We start from the raw sequence: 18,198 nt of genomic DNA on the forward strand, positions 1-18,198 counted from the left end.
GCGTATACCTCCCTTGTTAAGTGAAAAGCCTTTACAAATGTAGTTTACACAGTCATTGCTAGTCTGTCAAGAAAATATCTTTACATCAATTTACAGCATTATCCACTTGATCTGCAAATAATCCATAAACATATTGCTCTGCGTTAAATTCCTGAAGATCATCCATTTTTTCACCAAGACCGACGTATTTTACTGGAATTTTCAATTCATTCCGAATCGCCAAAACAATACCGCCTTTTGCCGTACCGTCTAATTTAGAAAGAACGATACCGCTCACGTTCGTTACCTCTTTAAACGTCTTAGCCTGAATAAGTGCGTTTTGACCTGTCGTTGCATCTAATACAAGCAGTACTTCATGCGGTGCGCCAGGTACCTCTCGTTCGATTACCCGTTTTACCTTTTCAAGCTCTTTCATTAGATTGACTTTATTTTGTAAGCGCCCGGCAGTATCGCAAATCAAAATGTCTACTTTCCGAGATTTAGCAGCCTTAATCGCATCATACATTACAGCTGCAGGGTCTGAACCTTCTGCCTGTTTAATAACGTCAACTCCGACTCTTTCTCCCCAAACTTCTAACTGCTCAATGGCACCAGCACGGAAAGTGTCACCTGCTGCTAATAAAACAGATTTTCCTTCACTTTTAAACTTATGACCAAGTTTCCCTATGGTGGTTGTTTTCCCCACACCGTTAACTCCGACAAATAAAATAACTGTCAGACCATCTTCTTGAATGTTCAACTTAGATGATTGTTCCTCACCAGCATTATAAATATCGACCAACTTTTCCGAAATAACACTTTGAACTTCTTGAGGGTCCTGGATATTTTGCCGTTTAACTTCCATTTTCAATTCATCAATTAATTTCATAACTGTATCGAAGCCTACATCTGCCTGTATTAAGATTTCTTCTAATTCCTCGAAGAAATCTTCGTCTACTTTACGGTATCTAGCTACAAGATCATTTACCTTACCAGAGAAGTTATTTCTCGTCTTCGAGAGGCCGTCTTTAAATTTTTCTGTTACCGTCTCTGTTTGTTTCGTTATTTTCTCTTTTAATTTTTTAAAAAAGCTCATTCTTTTTCACTTCCCAGATTTAAGTTTTAACAAGCTCCTTTGTATCCTCAAGTCGGACAGAAACGAGCTTTGAGACACCTGATTCCTGCATAGTTACACCATATAATACATCTGCTTCTTCCATCGTACCTTTTCTGTGAGTGATAACAATAAACTGTGTTTCTGAACTAAATCGCTTTAAGTATTGACTAAAACGAAAAACATTTGCCTCATCTAATGCTGCTTCTACCTCATCTAGGATACAAAACGGCACAGGACGGACTTTTAATATGGAGAATAACAACGCAATCGCTGTTAATGCTCTTTCTCCCCCTGATAATAACCCAAGGTTTTGCAGCTTCTTTCCTGGCGGCTGCGCGACAATTTCTACACCTGTATTTAATAAATCCTCTGGATGAGTCAGTTTTAAATCTGCTCTTCCGCCGCCAAACAAGGCCCGGAATACTGGTTCAAATTGCTCGCGAATTCCATAAAACGTCTGCTCAAAACGTTTTTTCATTTCAGTGTCCATTTCATCAATGACCTGATAGAGGGTATCCTTTGCTTCTTGGAGGTCGTTCTTTTGCTCATTTAAAAATTCATAGCGTTCCGAAACTCGCTCATATTCTTCAATGGCTCCAATATTAACACTTCCAAGTTCTTCAATCGCCAGTATAATCAACTTCACCTTTTTCCTAGCTTCTTCTACTGGCAATGCTAGTGGATACTGTTCTTTTGCTCCCTCAAAAGAAAGTAAATATTCTTCTCTAAGATGGGCAAGTTTTGTTTCAAGCTCTACATCTAAGCGGTTAATTTTTACTTCTTCATCCTTTAAGACCTCAACCATTCCTTTATGAAGTCTCTTTATTTCTTTCGCTTCGATTTCGGCATCTTCAAGTGCTGCTTGCATTTGAAGACGTTCCTGCCTTCTAGAAGAAATAAGTGAAATGGTTTCTTCCTTGTCCTGCTGTTTGCGTTTGGCAGCAGCCTCCAACTGTACTTCGCCGGAAGTGCTTCCCTCCATTTCAGATGTCAGCAGCATAAGATCCTCTTTATAAAGCGTAAACCGCTCTTGACTCTCGTTTAATTCTTCAACAATCATAACCAAACGTTCTTTTGCATTTACAAATTGCTCATTTTTTGCCGCAAACTCCACTTTTAAGTCGGTTATTTCCTTTGTCAGTGTTTCTCTTGATGAGATGTCATTCGTTTTTTGTTCTGTAAGTTTAGCAATTTGAGCATCAAGCGAAGCTATTTTTTCTTTAAAGATGGTAATTGCTTCATTAAGTTCAGCTATACGGTTTGTTATGGTTTTTTGTTCCTCTATCAATTGACCTTTTTCAAGGTCATAGATTCTCAACCGGTCATTAATATTCTTCGTTTCGAATTCAGCTTCTCGGAGATCACCTTTAAAGGCTTGCTCCTGTTGTCTTAATTCTTCCCCAAACTTTCGCATTGCTTCTAGCTCAAATTGATGTGTTTTAACATCCTCTTTTAATGCCTTTACATGACTTTCTAAACTTGAAGTTTTTTCACTCATGATGTTAAGCTTTTCTTTCAACTCTTCAAGCTCGCCTTTTCTAGTCAATAAAGAACTTGTCTTTTGCTTTTGGGCCCCGCCGGTCATCGACCCGCCTGGATTCACGATATCTCCATCTACCGTAACCATTCGACAACGATACTGGAGGATTTTAGCCAGTTCGTTCGCACCCTTTAAATCTTTCGTGATGACAACGTTACCTAGGAGGTTACTTATCACCTCAGAGTATTTGGGATCAAAGCTTACTAGATCGACTGCACTCCCTACCAATGAAGGATGGTTTTGAATAGATGTAAGTTGTGAGGAAGACAACATTCTGCCTTTAATAACACTTAACGGTAAAAAGGTAGCTCGTCCGAATGAATTCTGTTTCAAGAATTGGATGGCCATACGAGCATTTTGTTCTGTATCTACGACTATGTGCTGCAAAGCTCCGCCTAATGCTGTTTCAAGTGCTGTTTCGTACTCCTTTGGCACCGTTACAAGCTCGGCGACAGCTCCTTCAATGCCATGAAGCTTTTTTCCCCGTGCTTTCAATACTTCTTTTACGCCCTGGAAAAATCCAGAATAGTCTTCTTCCATTTCCTCGAGCATTTCTTTTCTTGATTTCGCCTGTTGAAGGATTTGATAAGCCTGATATAACGTCTTTTCTTGCTTTTGATAGTTATTTTGCACATTTTCAAGCTTACGCTGCTTTTCTCTGAAACTTGTTACTTGATTGGAAAGACCTTTTTGTACCTCTTCTAAGGCTGTTTGAACCTGTAACATTTTGTTTTGTGCTTTTTGTCTTTCCTCCAGGAACTTAACATTTTCAGAGTCCAGGCGTGAGCTCCTTGTTTCCTGCTGTTCTAGCTGCTGAACGATATACTTAAGCTCATTTTTCGCACCAGCCTGATCATTGAGAAGTTCAATATATTCACTTTTTAAAGTTTCAATTTTTTCTTCAATATTTTCAGTAAATAACGCCATTTTCCCCTGTTTTTCTTTCAACTGAGTTTGAAGGTAATTTACCTGTTCAGTCAGTTTATCAACTAGGTCAGCTTGAATTTCTTTGTTACGTTTTAGTTGTGAGATTTTATCTGTCAATTCAGCAATACTTTTTTCAAGCTGCGCTCTATTCTGAACGGCATTTTTCTTGCGTTCTTTTAGTACATCTTTTCTGCCTTCTAACTTTTCAAGGTCTTCACTTGCATGAAGGAGAACATTTTGCAAATCCGTAATTGACTCATCAAGTGCAGCGATATGGTCCCTTGTTTCTTCTATTTTTGCTTCTTTTATCTGCAACTGGGCAGAGAGCTTAATTTCTTCCTGCTGATGTTCTTCAAGCTGCGTTGAAAGATGAGTCCACTTTTGGTGTAACTCTTCGATGTCGTAAACCGTTAAGGCTACTTCGATTTTTTCAAGTTCTTCCTTTTTCTCTAAGTAATCTTTTGCCATGGAAGCCTGAATCTTCAACGGTTCAACTTGTCCCTCGAGTTCATGAAGAATGTCATTCACACGATTTAAATTTTCCTGTGTTTCAACTAATTTAGCCTCTGCTTTTTTCTTGCGATTTTTATACTTTAAAACGCCTGCGGCTTCTTCAAAGATGGTTCTTCGGTCTTCTGCCTTACTATTGAGAATTTCTTCCACTTTCCCTTGGCTGATAATGGAGAACGCTTCTCTGCCAAGACCAGAGTCCATAAACAAATCAACAATATCTTTAAGTCTACATGGCTGTTTATTAATTAAATATTCACTATCTCCTGCACGGGTGACTCTTCTGGTTACACTCACTTCATTGTAATCAATGGCTAATCCTTCATCCTGATTATCCAGCGTTAAGGTCACTTCCGCATAATTTAACGGCTTTCTTGAATCACTTCCCGCAAAAATGATATCTTCCATTTTAGAGCCTCTAAGTGATTTAGCAGACTGCTCACCTAAAACCCAGCGGATCGCGTCAGTTATATTACTTTTCCCACTTCCGTTTGGACCAACTACAGCAGTGACTCCTTGAACAAAATCCACCCCAATACGTTCTGCAAAAGATTTAAAGCCAATGATGTCCAACCGTTTTAAAAACATATCCTTTTCCTCCCTAGAGCTTGGCCGGAATCTTTCCTTAGCATTCTATGGTTGTTTATCTACGATGTTTTAGCCTTTAAGACCTCCAATGCCATTTGGGCGGCATGCTGTTCTGCTTCTTTTTTCGATTTACCTGTACCAATACCTAATTCTTCACCATTTAATGACACTCTTGAAACAAATTCTTTGCTATGAGCAGGACCCTTTTCAATTAATACCTTATATTCAATTAATCCGGTCCCATCTCTTTGAATTAGTTCTTGAAGCTGGCTCTTAAAATCCATCACATGAGAAAAAGCACCCTCATTAATTTTAGGGAAAACCACTTTATCTAGAAATCCGTTTACTATCTCAAGTCCTTTATCCAAGTAAAGTGCACCAATGAAAGCTTCAAATACATCGGCTAATAGTGCTGGGCGCTCCCTGCCCCCTGTCATTTCTTCACCCTTACCTAACAAGATTAACTTGCCAAAGCTAAGTTCGTTTGCCAGGGTTACAAGTGAGGGCTCACACACAATAGCAGCACGGAGCTTTGTCAGCTCTCCTTCACTCATCATTGGATATTTTAGAAACAGGAATTTTGAAACCGTTAGTTCTAGTACTGCATCCCCCAAAAATTCAAGCCTTTCATTATCTTCATAAGGCTTTCTGCGATGCTCATTCACATAGGATGAATGAGTAAAAGCTTGTTTTAATAGTTTTTCATTTTCAAAATGAATACCGATCTTGTCCTGAAAATCCTTAAATTGATTTTCTTTTGCGCGATTGTTCATTTCTTTTTCCTTACCTTTTCTGCGCATTAAAGTCTCCACCTTGCATATTTTTTACACATACCTACCAATAGTTTAAGTAAACTTCAGTCAAAACGCAAAGAAACCTGGCAGTATTTTTAAAAACTGCCAAGTTCTATAATACAGAAAGAAGCTCCGTTTGAAAACGGAGCTTTTGAGAAAATCCAACGAATTATTGCTTGCTATTTATGTAATTCACAGCATCACCAACTGTGCCGATTTTTTCAGCATCATCGTCAGAAATTTCCATATCAAATTCATCTTCTAATTCCATAACTAGTTCAACTACGTCAAGGGAATCAGCACCAAGATCATCTTTGAATGAAGCTTCAAGTTTAACTTGTGACTCATCTACGCCTAAACGGTCAACGATGATTTTTGTTACTCGCTCTAATACCTCTGCCATTGTAGTTCACCTCCCCTCAAGCTATTATAAAGTATATCAATAAAATAATACACATACTTGGACAAAAAAATTACATAACCATGCCGCCATTGATATGAAGAGTTTGCCCTGTAATATAGGACGCGTCATCTGATGCCAAGAAAGCTGTCATTTTAGCAATATCTTTAGGCTCTCCTAAACGGGCTAGTGGAATTTGCTTTAACATCTCACCTTTTACATCTTCTGATAATTTATCCGTCATATCAGTTTTAATAAAGCCTGGTGCAATTGCATTTACAGTAATATTACGAGAAGCCAGCTCTTTTGCTGTTGTTTTTGTTAAACCAATAACACCTGATTTTGCTGCAACATAGTTTGCCTGACCTGGATTTCCACTAACTCCAACAACGGAGGTAATGTTAATAATACGGCCGACACGCTGTTTCATCATCTGGCGGGTCACAGCTTTGGTACAGAGAAAAACACCTTTGAGATTGATATTAATAACATCATCCCATTCTTCTTCCTTCATTCTCATTAGTAAATTATCTTTTGTTATACCTGCATTATTAACAAGTATATCCAATTTACCAAATCGATCTACTGTTTCTTTCACCATTTCTGCTACTTCTTCACTATTGGATACGTCACATTTAATCGCAAATGCTTCTTTACCCATTGCTTTTATTTCATCTACCACTTCATTGGCTTTACCTTCACTGCCAGCATAATTCACTGCGACATTGGCTCCATGTCTTGCAAGCTCAAGAGCAATTTCTCTGCCTATCCCTCTTGACGCACCGGTTACTAGGGCAACTTTGCCTTCTAGTGTCATAGATTTTCCTCCTTCAATGCCTCGATAACAGATTGACAGCTTTCCTCATCCGAGATCGAATACGTTTTAACACTACGGTTAATTTTTTTAATTAAACCTGAAAGTACCTTTCCAGGACCAATTTCAATAAATGTATCTACACCTGAATCAATCATTTTCACAACAGAATCTTCCCACAAAACAGGTGAATAAAGCTGTTCAATTAAATTTTCCTTTATTTCTTCTGCTGTCGTCATTGGATTTGCTGAAACATTAGCAATTACAGGAATACGTGCATCCTTCAAATCAAGTTCATCTAAAACCTGACGTAGTTCACTCGCTGCAGGCTTCATTAATGAAGAATGGAATGGTCCGCTGACCTCTAATGGAATTGCTCTTTTTGCACCAGCTTCTTTAGCTTTTGCACTTGCAAGCTCAACACCTTTTAGCGAACCAGAGATAACAATTTGACCTGGACAATTCAAATTTGCAAGAGAAACTGGGAAGCCAGAGTCACTAACTTCAGCTGTTACTTTAGAAAGAGGTTCACGGTCAAGCCCTAAAATAGCTGCCATTGAACCTTCACCATTTGGAACAGCTCCCTCCATAAATTCCCCTCTTTTTCTTACAGCATAGACACCATCTTCAAAGGTTAATGCGCCAGCTGCAACAAGGGCTGTATACTCACCAAGACTATGTCCAGCAACAAAATCCGGCTTAATGGCTGCTTTTTGAAATCTTTCTAGAATGGCCAAACTCGTTGTTAATAAAGCTGGCTGTGTATTTACCGTTTTTGTCAATTCTTCTTGAGGTCCCTCAAATATAAGCTTACTTAGCTCAACTGAAAGTCTTTCGTCAGCTTTTTTAAAATATAGCATGACCTCAGGATACTGATCAGCAAGCTGTTGCCCCATGCCAACTGTTTGTGAGCCCTGACCAGGAAATACAAACGCAATTTTACCCATTTCCGCACCCCTTTTTACACTTCTATTTTAGATGTCTTTTCATCTTCAATGGATTTTTTGATGAGTCCTACTACATTCTTTTCGACCATTTCCCTCGTTTGACGAATTGCACTAAAAATTGCTTGTCCGTTAGAGGAACCATGTGCCTTGATTACAGGCGCCTTTAATCCAAATAGGCCTGCACCGCCATACTCTGAATAATCCAATGTGTTCTTTAAGACTTTGAATTCAGGCTTTAACACTGCTGCAGCAAGTTTACTTTTAAGACTGCTCATTAACGTCGTTTTTAGCATTTTAAACATGGATAGTGCGGTACCCTCAACGGTTTTTAACACCATGTTGCCAGTGAATCCATCCGTTACCACGACATCTGCTGTGCCATCAAGCAAATCCCTGGCCTCTACATTTCCTACAAAATTAACATTTGCATTTTTTAAAAGTTCGAATGCCTGTTTTGTTAGGTCAGTTCCTTTTTTTTCTTCGGTTCCGATATTAAGAAGACCTACCCGCGGATTAGCTATCCCTCTTACCTTTTCACTATAAATAGACCCCATAATCGCATATTGCAGCAAATGCTCAGGCTTGGCGTCTACATTTGCCCCAACATCTAATAATAGGAAACCCTCTCCGCCAATGGTTGGTAAAGTAGGTGTAAGTGCTGGACGGTCTATGCCCTCAATCCTGCCAACTACAAATAATCCTGCAGCCATTAATGCTCCTGTATTTCCTGCTGATATGCATGCATCTGCGTTTCCATCTGCTACTTGCTGTGCTGCAAGTACCATCGAAGCCGTTTTCTTACGACGAACAGCCCTAACAGGTTCGTCTGTACCAAGGATTACCTCGGATGTATGTAAAATGGTTATTCGTTCTTGGTTCGTTAAGTATTCCTTAATTTTGGTTTCATCCCCGACTAGGGTTATATGTATATCTGAAAATGCTTCTACAGCTTTCATTGCACCGATTACGATTTCTTTAGGAGCATGGTCGCCACCCATTGCATCGATCGCTATCTTCATCTTTTCTCATCCTTTAATGATTTTTCTGAACGGTACATTTCGAATTCGCCTTTAAAAACAAGTTCGTTATTGACATAGCTTGTTACTTCAACAATCGTCCTGCCAAGGCCATCGTCTATTTTTAAAACTTTTGCTTTGGCAATCACTCGTTCACCTTGTTTGACAGAACGCTTGAATTGAATATTTGCCTTTGCTGTTAACGCCAATTCATCATTTATTACCGCTACTGCTAATGAATTTGCCTGGGCGAAAACATGGTGCCCGCGAGCAATCTTGTTCCGAATAAAAACATGCTCTTCTCTAACATCAAATATGGAAATCGCACTTTGATCGAGTTCAATATCAATTATTTCACCAATGACTTCTTCAAGTGGTAAAGACCGGACTTCATCTTCAAATTTTTTCTCGGCAACATACTTTATCCTTTCCCGTAGTTCAGGAATTGATAATTCCAGACGGTCTAAGCGGATGGTTTGCACACTAACTTGAAATTTTTCTGCAAGGTCTTCATCCGTTATAAAAGGATTTTCCTTAATGGTTTCCTTAAGCATTTGTTGTCGTTCTTTTTTTGTTCTTCTCATATCATACACCGTCCGAGCTATTATGACTAGGTACTAATAGTAGTATAAAATTAGAAAAAGCAGATTGCAAGAATAAGTTTTTATTCTTACAGTCTGCTCTAAGTTGGTTTTATTGATTAATCTAGTTTTTCTCCTTCTAATACACCTGTGTTTTCTAGCTGGTTTCTTAGGTATTGGTATTCTTTTCTTGTCCAAAAGGTTTTTGATTGGATCATTAGAGACGCGTCATTTCTGGCTGTTTCAAGTGTGCGGTAATCATGAACCATGTCTGCAAGCTTAAATTCTGGTACCCCGCTTTGTTTTTTTCCAAAGAAGTCTCCAGGTCCTCGCAGTTCGAGGTCCTTTTCACTTAAAACGAAACCGTCATTTGTTTCGGCCATTATTCGCATTCGTTCCTGACCTACATCTGACTTTGGATCTGCTAAAAGAATACAGTACGATTGGTCACTTCCTCTGCCTACCCTGCCGCGAAGCTGATGGAGCTGGGAAAGTCCAAATCTTTCTGCGTCATAAATGACCATCATCGTAGCATTCGGAACATTCACACCTACTTCTACTACTGTGGTTGAAACTAACACCTGTACCTCATTGGTACTAAATGCCTTCATAATCGTATCTTTTTCATCCGAGCTTAACCGTCCATGCATAAGTCCAACCTTAAAGCGATTTTGAAAGTGGTGGGTTAGAGTAGTATGAACATCAATAGCGTTTTGGACATCCAGCTTGTCTGATTCTTCAATCAATGGGCAAATCACATAAGCCTGATGACCCTTTACCAATTCCTTCTCTACAAAAGAAAGAACCCTTCCTAACATTTCCGGCTTTGCCCAGTAGGTTTCAATCGCCTTTCTGCCAGCCGGCATTTCATCAATGACCGATACATCCATCTCACCAAACACGGTAATAGCAAGCGTTCTTGGTATCGGTGTAGCAGTCATGAACAAGACATCAGGATTTTCTCCTTTTTCCCGTAACACCCTCCGTTGTTCAACCCCAAAGCGGTGTTGTTCGTCCGTTATGACGAACCCTAGTTTTTTGAAGGTAACCTCATCTTGAATAAGAGCATGTGTCCCTATTAATATATCCACTGTTCCTTCAGATACTTGTTGAAGGATCTCTCTTCTTCGTTTCCCTTTAACAGAACTCGTTAACAATTCACATCTAAGCCCAAACGGTTCTAATAAACCATTAAGGGACTCAGCATGCTGTTCTGCTAAAATTTCCGTTGGTACCATTAATGCCCCTTGGTAGCCAGCCGTAACACTCGCATATAATCCAATCGCAGCAACCACCGTTTTCCCCGAACCCACGTCTCCTTGGAGCAAGCGGTTCATCCTTAAAGGTGATTTTAAGTCGTTTAGAATTTCTGATACAACACGACTCTGTGCATTGGTCAAAGGGAAGGGCAATGATTGTATAAATTTCTCTACCTTCGTTTCTAGATAGTTTTGCTCAATTCCAGGTGAGTGCTCTCGTTCAAATTTCCGTAATGCCTGCATTTTTAACTGAAATAACAGAAATTCCTCATAAACTAAACGACGGCGAGCCTGTTTTACGTCCTCTTGATTAACTGGAAAATGCATCGCCTTCAGAGCACTATTGCGGTCTACCAAGCGATACTTTTTGACAAGAGTTAACGGTAAACTTTCCTCGATATATTGACCAAATTGTTGAAAGGCAATCGAAATAAATTTACGCATTCCCTTAGTGGTGATTTTCCCTTTTAATGAGTATACTGGCTCAAAATCTGTTGTTTTTGTATTTTGTCCAACCTGCATTTCATTAGCCGTAATCGTTTGCCGATGGGCGTCCCATTTACCTGTAACCGTAATGGTTTCATTCATAACGATTTTTGACTTTAAATAAGGCTGATTAAAAAACACAACCTTAATTAAATATTGTCCAACGAACATTCTAATCATCAGCTTAGATTTCTTCCGGCCATAATATGTAAGAGAAGGCTCACTATGAACCTTCCCTTCTATTGTAATCTTCTCATCATGCTTTACCTCTGAGAGTTCACGAAGCCGATAATCTTCATAACGGTAAGGAAAATATTCTAATAAATCTTCGACTGTATATATTTTCATTTCTGCTAAACTCTCAGCTGTTTCTTCCCCAATTCCTTTTAACACTGTAACTGATTGTTTTAGGTATTGATTCACTTTACACGCGCGGAATACCGAAGATCTTAGCTTCGAGTTCACGACCTGTCGGAGTTGCCGCCAACCCTCCCTGTGCTGTTTCTTTTAGTGCGGTCGGCATTGATTGTCCTATTTTATACATGGCATCAATAACTTCATCACATGGTATTCTGCTGGTTATACCTGCTAATGCCATATCTGCAGCTACCATTGCATTGGCTGCACCCATTGCATTTCTTTTTACACATGGTACTTCGACAAGACCGGCAACAGGATCACAAACGAGACCAAGCATATTTTTTAATGTGATGGCCATTGCTTCTGCACATTGCTCCGGTGTACCGCCTGCCATTTCAACAATAGCTGCTGCAGCCATTCCGGAAGCAGAACCAACCTCCGCTTGGCATCCACCAGCAGCACCTGAAATTGAAGCATTGTTCGCTACGACGAAACCAAAAGCTCCTGCGGTAAAAAGAAATTCTACCATTTGTTCTCTAGTCGGATTTAGTTTCTCTCTCACTGCGAAAAGTGTACCGGGCACAACTCCAGCTGAACCTGCAGTCGGCGTAGCACAAATTGTTCCCATTGCTGCATTGACCTCATTGGTTGCTACCGCTTTGCTGACTGCGTCAAGGATTGTTTTGCCTGACAGGAAATTGCCTTTTTCAATATACTTTTGTAATAGAACAGCATCGCCGCCGGTTAACCCTGAGTGGGATTTAACTCCTTTGATTCCTCTTTCAACAGCTTCTTCCATGACCCTTAGATTACGGTCCATAAAAGCAAGTACTTCTTCGCGGCTACGGCCGGTGACATTCATTTCTTGCTCAATCATTATTTCCGAGATTTTTTTATTTTTACTAACAGCAAGCTCTACTAACTCTGCAACATTTCGAAACAATTGCCTTCCCCCTTGTTGTTCATATTGTCTTTGTCGAGCCCCAGCGCAGAGCTAATCAACAATTTTTGTAACCTTCAGTATATTTGGTAATTCTTCTAGTTCTTGAAGGATTTTATTTTCGATGTTTTGGTCTACTTCAATGGTCATAAGAGCAAGCTTTCCTTTTTCTTTTCTTGCAACTTCCATATGGCCAATATTGATTTCGTATTTTGCGAGGACATTGGAAACACTCGCGATAGCACCAAAACGATCATTATGAACCACTAAAATGGCTGGATGGTTTCCGGATAATTTTAATTCAAAGCCATTTAACTCAGTTATTTCAATTTTGCCGCCGCCAATTGAGATTCCGACTAGCTCTAATTCCCCTTTATCATCACCAATGATAACTCTAGCAGTGTTTGGATGATCCGTAACTGCCTCTTCTTCTATAAATCGAAGTTTAATACCCCGTTCTTTCGCTATATCAATTGCATTTATGATTCTTTCGTCATCGGTATCAAAATCTAACAATCCACCAATAATCGCGACATCCGTACCATGCCCCTTATACGTTTTAGCAAACGAGCCGTATAAAGATATATTCGCCCATTTTGGCTCCCTGCCAAATAAACTCCTAGCAACTCTGCCAATTCTCGCAGCTCCAGCAGTATGCGAGCTCGATGGTCCAATCATAACAGGTCCTATTATGTCAAACACACTTCTATATTTCATCCGTCTACTCCCCCTAGGACAAATGTATCTCTTTGGATATCCATCTATATTTATAACACATAAAAAAGAAAAAAGAAGGGTTTCCCCTTCTAATTTTATCACTTATTCTATTGCAAAGATAAATGAATATAATGGTTGTTTTCCATTATGAAGTTCAACTTCTACGTCCTCGAACTTCTCTTCTACAAACGCTGTAAGTGCATTTACCTCGTCCTCGGTTACATCTTCACCATAAATGATGGTTAATATTTCCGAATCCTCATCCACCATCTTAGTAAGCAAATCTTCCGCAGCTTTACCTTTATCTTTGTTTTTCACAACGATTTTGCCTTCTGCAATTCCCATGAAGTCATCTTTTTCAATTTCTAAACCGTCAATTTGGGTGTCGCGAACGGCAAAGGTAATTTGCCCCGTCTTCACATGCTGCATTGCTTCTGTCATAGCAGCTTCATTTGCCTTTACATCTCCAGCTGGATTAAATGCTAAAAGTGCAGATAAACCTTGAGGGACAGTTTTAGAAGGGATTACATAAATTTCTTCATCCGATACTTCAGCCGCTTGCTGCGCAGCCATAATAATATTTTTATTATTCGGGAGAATAAATACTTTTTTTGCATTCACTTCTTTAACGGCTTTAACAATATCCTCTGTACTCGGATTCATCGTTTGGCCGCCTTCAATTACTGCATGTGCACCGATACTTTTGAATAAATCCGCAATTCCAGAACCCATGGACACAGTAACAATCCCATACTCCTGCTGTTCTTTAGCTACTTGAGGTTTACCTGCAACTAACGGTGTATGCGTTTCTCCAACTATATTGGAATGCTGCTGTCTCATGTTTTCAATTTTTATATTGATTAAGCTTCCGTATCTCTGTCCGTAACTTAGGCAATCACCGGGCTGTTCAGAATGAATATGAACCTTAACAACCTCGTCATCTGCTATAACCAGTAAGGAATCACCAAGTTTACTTAGATCATTCCGGTAAACCTGTTCGTCGAATGGATGCTTTGCCAGCTTCGCATCTTCAAACTTCACCATAAATTCTGTACAGTACCCATATACAATATCTTCTGTATTAATATGACCTTGGACACTTTTATGATGTTCAGCACTCACCATTTCGTCCATAGAAGGATATGCATCAGGCGAATCTGGAAGTTTCTCGCCTTTGAGTTCAGCAAGAAATCCTTCATAAACAAAAACCAGCCCTTGTCCACCGCTATCAACTACTCCAACTTCTTTTAAAACTGGCAGCAGATCTGGGGTACGTTTTAGAGAGGCCTTTGCTTCTTTTAAAACTTCACCCATAATCTCGATGATATCGTTCGATTTTTGGGAAGCCTGCACACCTCTTTTAGCAGAATCCTTTGCAACCGTTAAAATCGTTCCCTCAACCGGCTTCATTACCGCTTTATAGGCAGTTTCGACACCCGATTCTAACGCTGCTGCAAATTCTTTTCCAGAGATGGCTGCTTTGGTTTCAATTGCTTTTGAAAATCCACGAAATAATTGGGAAAGGATAACCCCGGAGTTGCCTCTTGCACCCATAAGTAAACCCTTGGATAGAGCCACCCCGACTTTACCAATATGTTCCTGCACATTATTTTTAACTTCCTTTGCCCCTGAGGTCATTGATAAATTCATATTCGTTCCAGTATCTCCATCGGGCACAGGAAAAACGTTTAATGCATCCACCATTTTTGCGTTGGCACCTAGATGATTCGCACCTTGAATCACCATCTCTGCAAAACGTTTTCCATCTAAAGCTGTAATAGACACAAACTTTCCTCCTCTACTTGCGGTTCGTTACACCACTTAAGGGTTCGTCACACGAACTCCCTGAACGTAAATATTTACCGAGTCAACGGCAAGTCCAACGGTCTTATCAAGTGTGTATTTCACCTTTGATTGCACGTTATGAGCAACCTCGGAAATCTTTGTTCCATAGCTGACAATTATATACATATCAATATGTACTTCTTCATTCTCTTGGCGAACAATAACTCCACGAGTAAAATTTTCTCTTCTTAAAATTTCTGTAAGACCGTCTTTTATTTGGCTCTTTGATGCCATACCGACAATTCCATAACAATCGATAGCGGCACCTCCAGCGATGGTGGCGATTACTTCATTTGAAATATCAATTTGTCCGAACTTAGTTTTTAATTCGATGGACATGAATCGTTCCCCCTTTTGGAAATTGCTCCTTGACTAAAGCCATTTTACTATAGTGAAGAAAAATTTGAAAGCGATACTTTCTTCTTATAGTATTTACAATCAATAATAACGCATGTCAAGGTATTTTTCTTGAAACGTTTCGTAATCACTATTGCATTCAAACTGGTTGTATGATAAATTATTAAAGTATCTTTAGACAATAACGTAAATGCTGTATAAAGCTTTGGGTATTAAGGAGGGAATCATTATGCCACGTAAATGTGTTGTAACTGGAAAGAAAACTACAACTGGTAACGCACGTTCTCACGCTATGAACGCTAACAAGCGTACATGGGGTGCTAACCTACAAAAAGTACGTATTCTTGTTGATGGAAAGCCTAAGCGTGTTTGGGTTTCTACAAGAGCGTTAAGAGCTGGTAAAGTAGAACGCGTTTAATATGTCAGGGCATCCTTTAAAGGGTGCCCTTTCTTACTATCTTTCCCATAATTTTATAAAATAAAGGCTGTGTTAACATGGACTGTTGATTTCCGCTACAGGTTCTAAAATCAACAGTTTTCATTAATACAGCCAAAATAAAAAAGCACCCATAAAATAGGTGCTTAAACAGCTTCTCTATTCCTTCTTATTAAATGCACCAATCATCGCTCGGACAAGTCCACCTAAAAACTTTGGCAGTTTAATTGTATAAAACTTCATTATGTCCCTCCTCACCATCTCACACATCTAACTTCTCTCGTACGCCCTTACTATTTTATTCACACGGACGAAATCAGTACCTCTAAAAAAGCTATTAATCATTACTTCTTATCACTAATAATATGCCTTCCGAAAATGAAAAAGTACCATAATCACTAATAAGTTCATTACTAATACATAGTGTAGAGCCGATGGAAATATGACGGTTTTCTAACGGATATTTAAAGCCCTCCAGTGTGATGCCTTTTACGTCAAGGGTTATAGGTACAAAAGAAATATACTTTTTATCTGCCCTTTGTTCAATTTTATAACTTCCCGGTCCTTTTAATGATAAAATATTTTGATTATCAATAAGAACCATGTTGACTGGGTTTTCTTCCAATACCGGTTTGACCAATAAGTGTACATTCGCCAGCAGATGGTCTAGTCTCCCGCCAGTGGCTCCAAAAATTCGGATTAAAACAGGCTCTTGTTTTATAGCCCATTTCAAAGCAAGTTCCATATCTGTTTCATTTTTTTCGGGCTTATACCTCTTCATTTCCTTTACATGACCTTCAATTACCTGCAATTCATCTTTCGAAACAGAATCGAAATCTCCAAAACCAATAACTGGTGTAAGATTCTTCTTAATAAGACTGTATACCCCTCGATCAACTCCAACCCATATGTCATTCTCACCAGAATATTCATGTAAATTGGGAAGAAATTCTTCAGGACCCCCTGCTAATATATTTATATTCATTTGTATCCCCCTTTTTACTACGCAAAAAGCCAGCATTTTAGCCGGCTTGTACTTTTTATCCCCTTATTAACGAGATCGCTGCTGCGTAGTCCTCTTGATCATAAATAGCAGATCCAGCTACAAGAACATTCGCTCCTGCTTCTATACATAGTTTTGCCGTTTCTGAATTTACTCCACCATCGATTTCAATTTCGATTTCTTTTCCAATCGAGTCCGCCATTTCCTTTACTTTTCTAATTTTAGGCAGGACTTCCGGAATGAATTTTTGACCGCCGAACCCTGGATTAACGGACATTAACAACACCATATCAATATCTTTTAAAATATGCTCAATGGTGTTAACAGGAGTTGCTGGATTTAACACCACTCCCGCTTTAATTCCAAATGACTTAATATGATGAATCGTCCGATGAAGATGTCTGCATGCTTCAACATGCACGGTAATGTAATCTGCTCCTGCTTTCGCAAAGGCTTCGATATATTGGTCAGGGTTATCAATCATCAGATGTACGTCTAGCGGAAGCTTTGTAACGGGACGAATTGCCTCCACAATTAATGGTCCTATTGTAATATTTGGAACAAAATGACCGTCCATTACATCAACATGGATATAGTCAGCCCCAGCCTTTTCAACTGCAGTTATTTCTTCACCTAATTTGGCGAAATCTGCAGAAAGGATGGAAGGTGCAATTTTCAGCATTTTAATACCTCGGCTTTCTTTCTTTTATTTCTTGAAGGAAATCAACATAATGTTGATAGCGGTATTGAGTAATGGTTTGGGATTCAACTGCTGCTTTCACAGCACATTTAGGCTCACTAATATGTAAACAGGCTCGAAATTTACAATTTTCACTTTCTCTTGCCATTTCCGGAAAGCAATACGTTAATTCCTCAGCTTCGATATCGGTGAATTCTAAAGAACTAAAACCAGGTGTATCTGCAATTAAGCCACTGCCAATACTAATTAATTCAACATGCCGGGTAGTATGCTTTCCTCTGCCTAAATGTGAGGAAATATCGTTGGTTTTTAGTTCAAGATCGGGTCGTAATACATTTAAAAGTGAGGATTTTCCGACACCTGATTGACCAGCGAAAACTGATATTTTATCTTCGACGTGTGGAGTCAATCCTTCAATACCCGCTTCTGTTTCGGATGAAGTCAGTAATACTTCATAACCAATGTTTCTATAATGATCAGCATATTCATTAATGGCCTGCTTTTCGTTGTCATTTGTTAAATCCATCTTTGTGATGCATATAAGTGGTTTAATATGATTATATTCAACAAGGACAAGAAAACGGTCTAATAATACGGTACTAAAATCCGGTTCGACGGCGGAAAAGACGAGAATGGCCTGATCGACATTTGCTATAGGCGGACGAACCAGTTCATTCTTTCTTTCCTTAACTTCCATAATATAACCATCACGTTCATTTTCAGCCTGAAAAACGACTTCATCACCGACAAGTGGTGTAATCTTGTTTTTTCGAAATACACCTCTACCCCGGCATTGAATCATTACTCCATCATGCAGTACGTAATAAAAACCACTTAATGCTTTAACAATTTTCCCTTCAGGCATAGCCACACTCCTTGAAG

At 39.2% G+C, this 18,198-nt stretch carries 18 protein-coding genes; 1 reads left to right on the forward strand and 17 read right to left on the reverse strand.

The annotated features are described in order from the left end of the window. Positions 1-85: 85 nt before the first annotated feature. The 13 genes from ftsY to F4694_RS09540 all read right to left on the reverse strand — a co-directional run bounded on the left by ftsY (position 86) and on the right by F4694_RS09540 (position 15,159). Positions 86-1,075, reverse strand: coding sequence for a signal recognition particle-docking protein FtsY (gene ftsY, locus F4694_RS09480; RefSeq protein WP_179597209.1), 990 nt, complete (start codon positions 1,073-1,075; stop codon positions 86-88). 19 nt (positions 1,076-1,094) lie between these two features. Next, entirely contained in the window at positions 1,095-4,661 is a 3,567-nt protein-coding gene (smc, locus tag F4694_RS09485; protein ID WP_179597211.1) for a chromosome segregation protein SMC, read from the reverse strand. 59 nt (positions 4,662-4,720) lie between these two features. Then, complete coding sequence (gene rnc, locus F4694_RS09490) at positions 4,721-5,461, reverse strand: ribonuclease III (RefSeq protein WP_179597214.1); 741 nt, start codon at positions 5,459-5,461, stop codon at positions 4,721-4,723. Between the two features lie 163 nt (positions 5,462-5,624). Beyond that, the gene (gene acpP, locus F4694_RS09495) at positions 5,625-5,858 is read right to left on the reverse strand and encodes an acyl carrier protein (RefSeq protein ID WP_179597216.1); all 234 of its coding nucleotides are present in this window, start codon (positions 5,856-5,858) and stop codon (positions 5,625-5,627) included. Positions 5,859-5,928: 70 nt separating this feature from the next. Next, on the reverse strand, positions 5,929-6,672 hold the full coding sequence (gene fabG, locus F4694_RS09500) for a 3-oxoacyl-[acyl-carrier-protein] reductase (protein ID WP_179597218.1): 744 nt from the start codon (positions 6,670-6,672) through the stop codon (positions 5,929-5,931). Beyond that, positions 6,669-7,616: an ACP S-malonyltransferase gene (fabD, locus tag F4694_RS09505; protein WP_179597220.1), complete on the reverse strand. Its 948-nt coding sequence runs from the start codon at positions 7,614-7,616 to the stop codon at positions 6,669-6,671. The genes fabG and fabD overlap by 4 nt, the downstream gene beginning before the upstream one ends. A gap of 14 nt (positions 7,617-7,630) precedes the next feature. Continuing rightward, on the reverse strand, positions 7,631-8,635 hold the full coding sequence (gene plsX / locus F4694_RS09510) for a phosphate acyltransferase PlsX (protein ID WP_179597222.1): 1,005 nt from the start codon (positions 8,633-8,635) through the stop codon (positions 7,631-7,633). Next, positions 8,632-9,216 carry a transcription factor FapR gene (gene fapR, locus F4694_RS09515; RefSeq protein WP_063251642.1) on the reverse strand — a complete coding sequence of 195 codons (585 nt, stop codon included), beginning with the start codon at positions 9,214-9,216 and terminating at the stop codon, positions 8,632-8,634. Before fapR ends, plsX begins: the two co-directional genes overlap by 4 nt. A 116-nt stretch (positions 9,217-9,332) precedes the next feature. Continuing rightward, complete coding sequence (gene recG, locus F4694_RS09520; protein ID WP_179597224.1) at positions 9,333-11,381, reverse strand: ATP-dependent DNA helicase RecG; 2,049 nt, start codon at positions 11,379-11,381, stop codon at positions 9,333-9,335. 1 nt (position 11,382) lies between these two features. Continuing rightward, entirely contained in the window at positions 11,383-12,261 is an 879-nt protein-coding gene (gene sdaAA / locus F4694_RS09525) for an L-serine ammonia-lyase, iron-sulfur-dependent, subunit alpha (RefSeq protein WP_179597226.1), read from the reverse strand. 51 nt (positions 12,262-12,312) lie between these two features. Next, positions 12,313-12,975, reverse strand: coding sequence for an L-serine ammonia-lyase, iron-sulfur-dependent subunit beta (gene sdaAB, locus F4694_RS09530; RefSeq protein WP_179597228.1), 663 nt, complete (start codon positions 12,973-12,975; stop codon positions 12,313-12,315). A gap of 102 nt (positions 12,976-13,077) precedes the next feature. Further along, positions 13,078-14,760, reverse strand: a complete 1,683-nt coding sequence (locus tag F4694_RS09535; RefSeq protein ID WP_179597230.1) for a DAK2 domain-containing protein — start codon at positions 14,758-14,760, stop codon at positions 13,078-13,080. 36 nt (positions 14,761-14,796) lie between these two features. Next, positions 14,797-15,159 carry an Asp23/Gls24 family envelope stress response protein gene (locus F4694_RS09540; protein WP_063251637.1) on the reverse strand — a complete coding sequence of 121 codons (363 nt, stop codon included), beginning with the start codon at positions 15,157-15,159 and terminating at the stop codon, positions 14,797-14,799. Between the two features lie 247 nt (positions 15,160-15,406). On the opposite strand from F4694_RS09540, the gene rpmB reads away from it, so the two are divergent. After that, positions 15,407-15,595, forward strand: coding sequence for a 50S ribosomal protein L28 (gene rpmB, locus F4694_RS09545; RefSeq protein WP_045515302.1), 189 nt, complete (start codon positions 15,407-15,409; stop codon positions 15,593-15,595). A 177-nt stretch (positions 15,596-15,772) separates the two neighbouring features. Here rpmB and spoVM read toward each other — a convergent pair whose 3' ends face one another. From spoVM to rsgA, 4 genes are all read right to left on the reverse strand, one after another. Then, positions 15,773-15,856 (reverse strand): stage V sporulation protein SpoVM, encoded by an 84-nt coding sequence (gene spoVM, locus F4694_RS09550; RefSeq protein ID WP_035424179.1) that lies wholly within the window; start codon positions 15,854-15,856, stop codon positions 15,773-15,775. A gap of 94 nt (positions 15,857-15,950) precedes the next feature. After that, entirely contained in the window at positions 15,951-16,598 is a 648-nt protein-coding gene (locus F4694_RS09555; protein WP_179597232.1) for a thiamine diphosphokinase, read from the reverse strand. 55 nt (positions 16,599-16,653) lie between these two features. Continuing rightward, positions 16,654-17,298, reverse strand: a complete 645-nt coding sequence (gene rpe / locus F4694_RS09560) for a ribulose-phosphate 3-epimerase (protein WP_179597234.1) — start codon at positions 17,296-17,298, stop codon at positions 16,654-16,656. A gap of 1 nt (position 17,299) precedes the next feature. Continuing rightward, positions 17,300-18,181 carry a ribosome small subunit-dependent GTPase A gene (rsgA, locus tag F4694_RS09565; RefSeq protein WP_179597236.1) on the reverse strand — a complete coding sequence of 294 codons (882 nt, stop codon included), beginning with the start codon at positions 18,179-18,181 and terminating at the stop codon, positions 17,300-17,302. Positions 18,182-18,198 lie beyond the last annotated feature (17 nt).

Source organism: Neobacillus driksii (assembly GCF_013409995.1).
Classification (GTDB): domain Bacteria; phylum Bacillota; class Bacilli; order Bacillales; family Cytobacillaceae; genus Neobacillus; species Neobacillus driksii.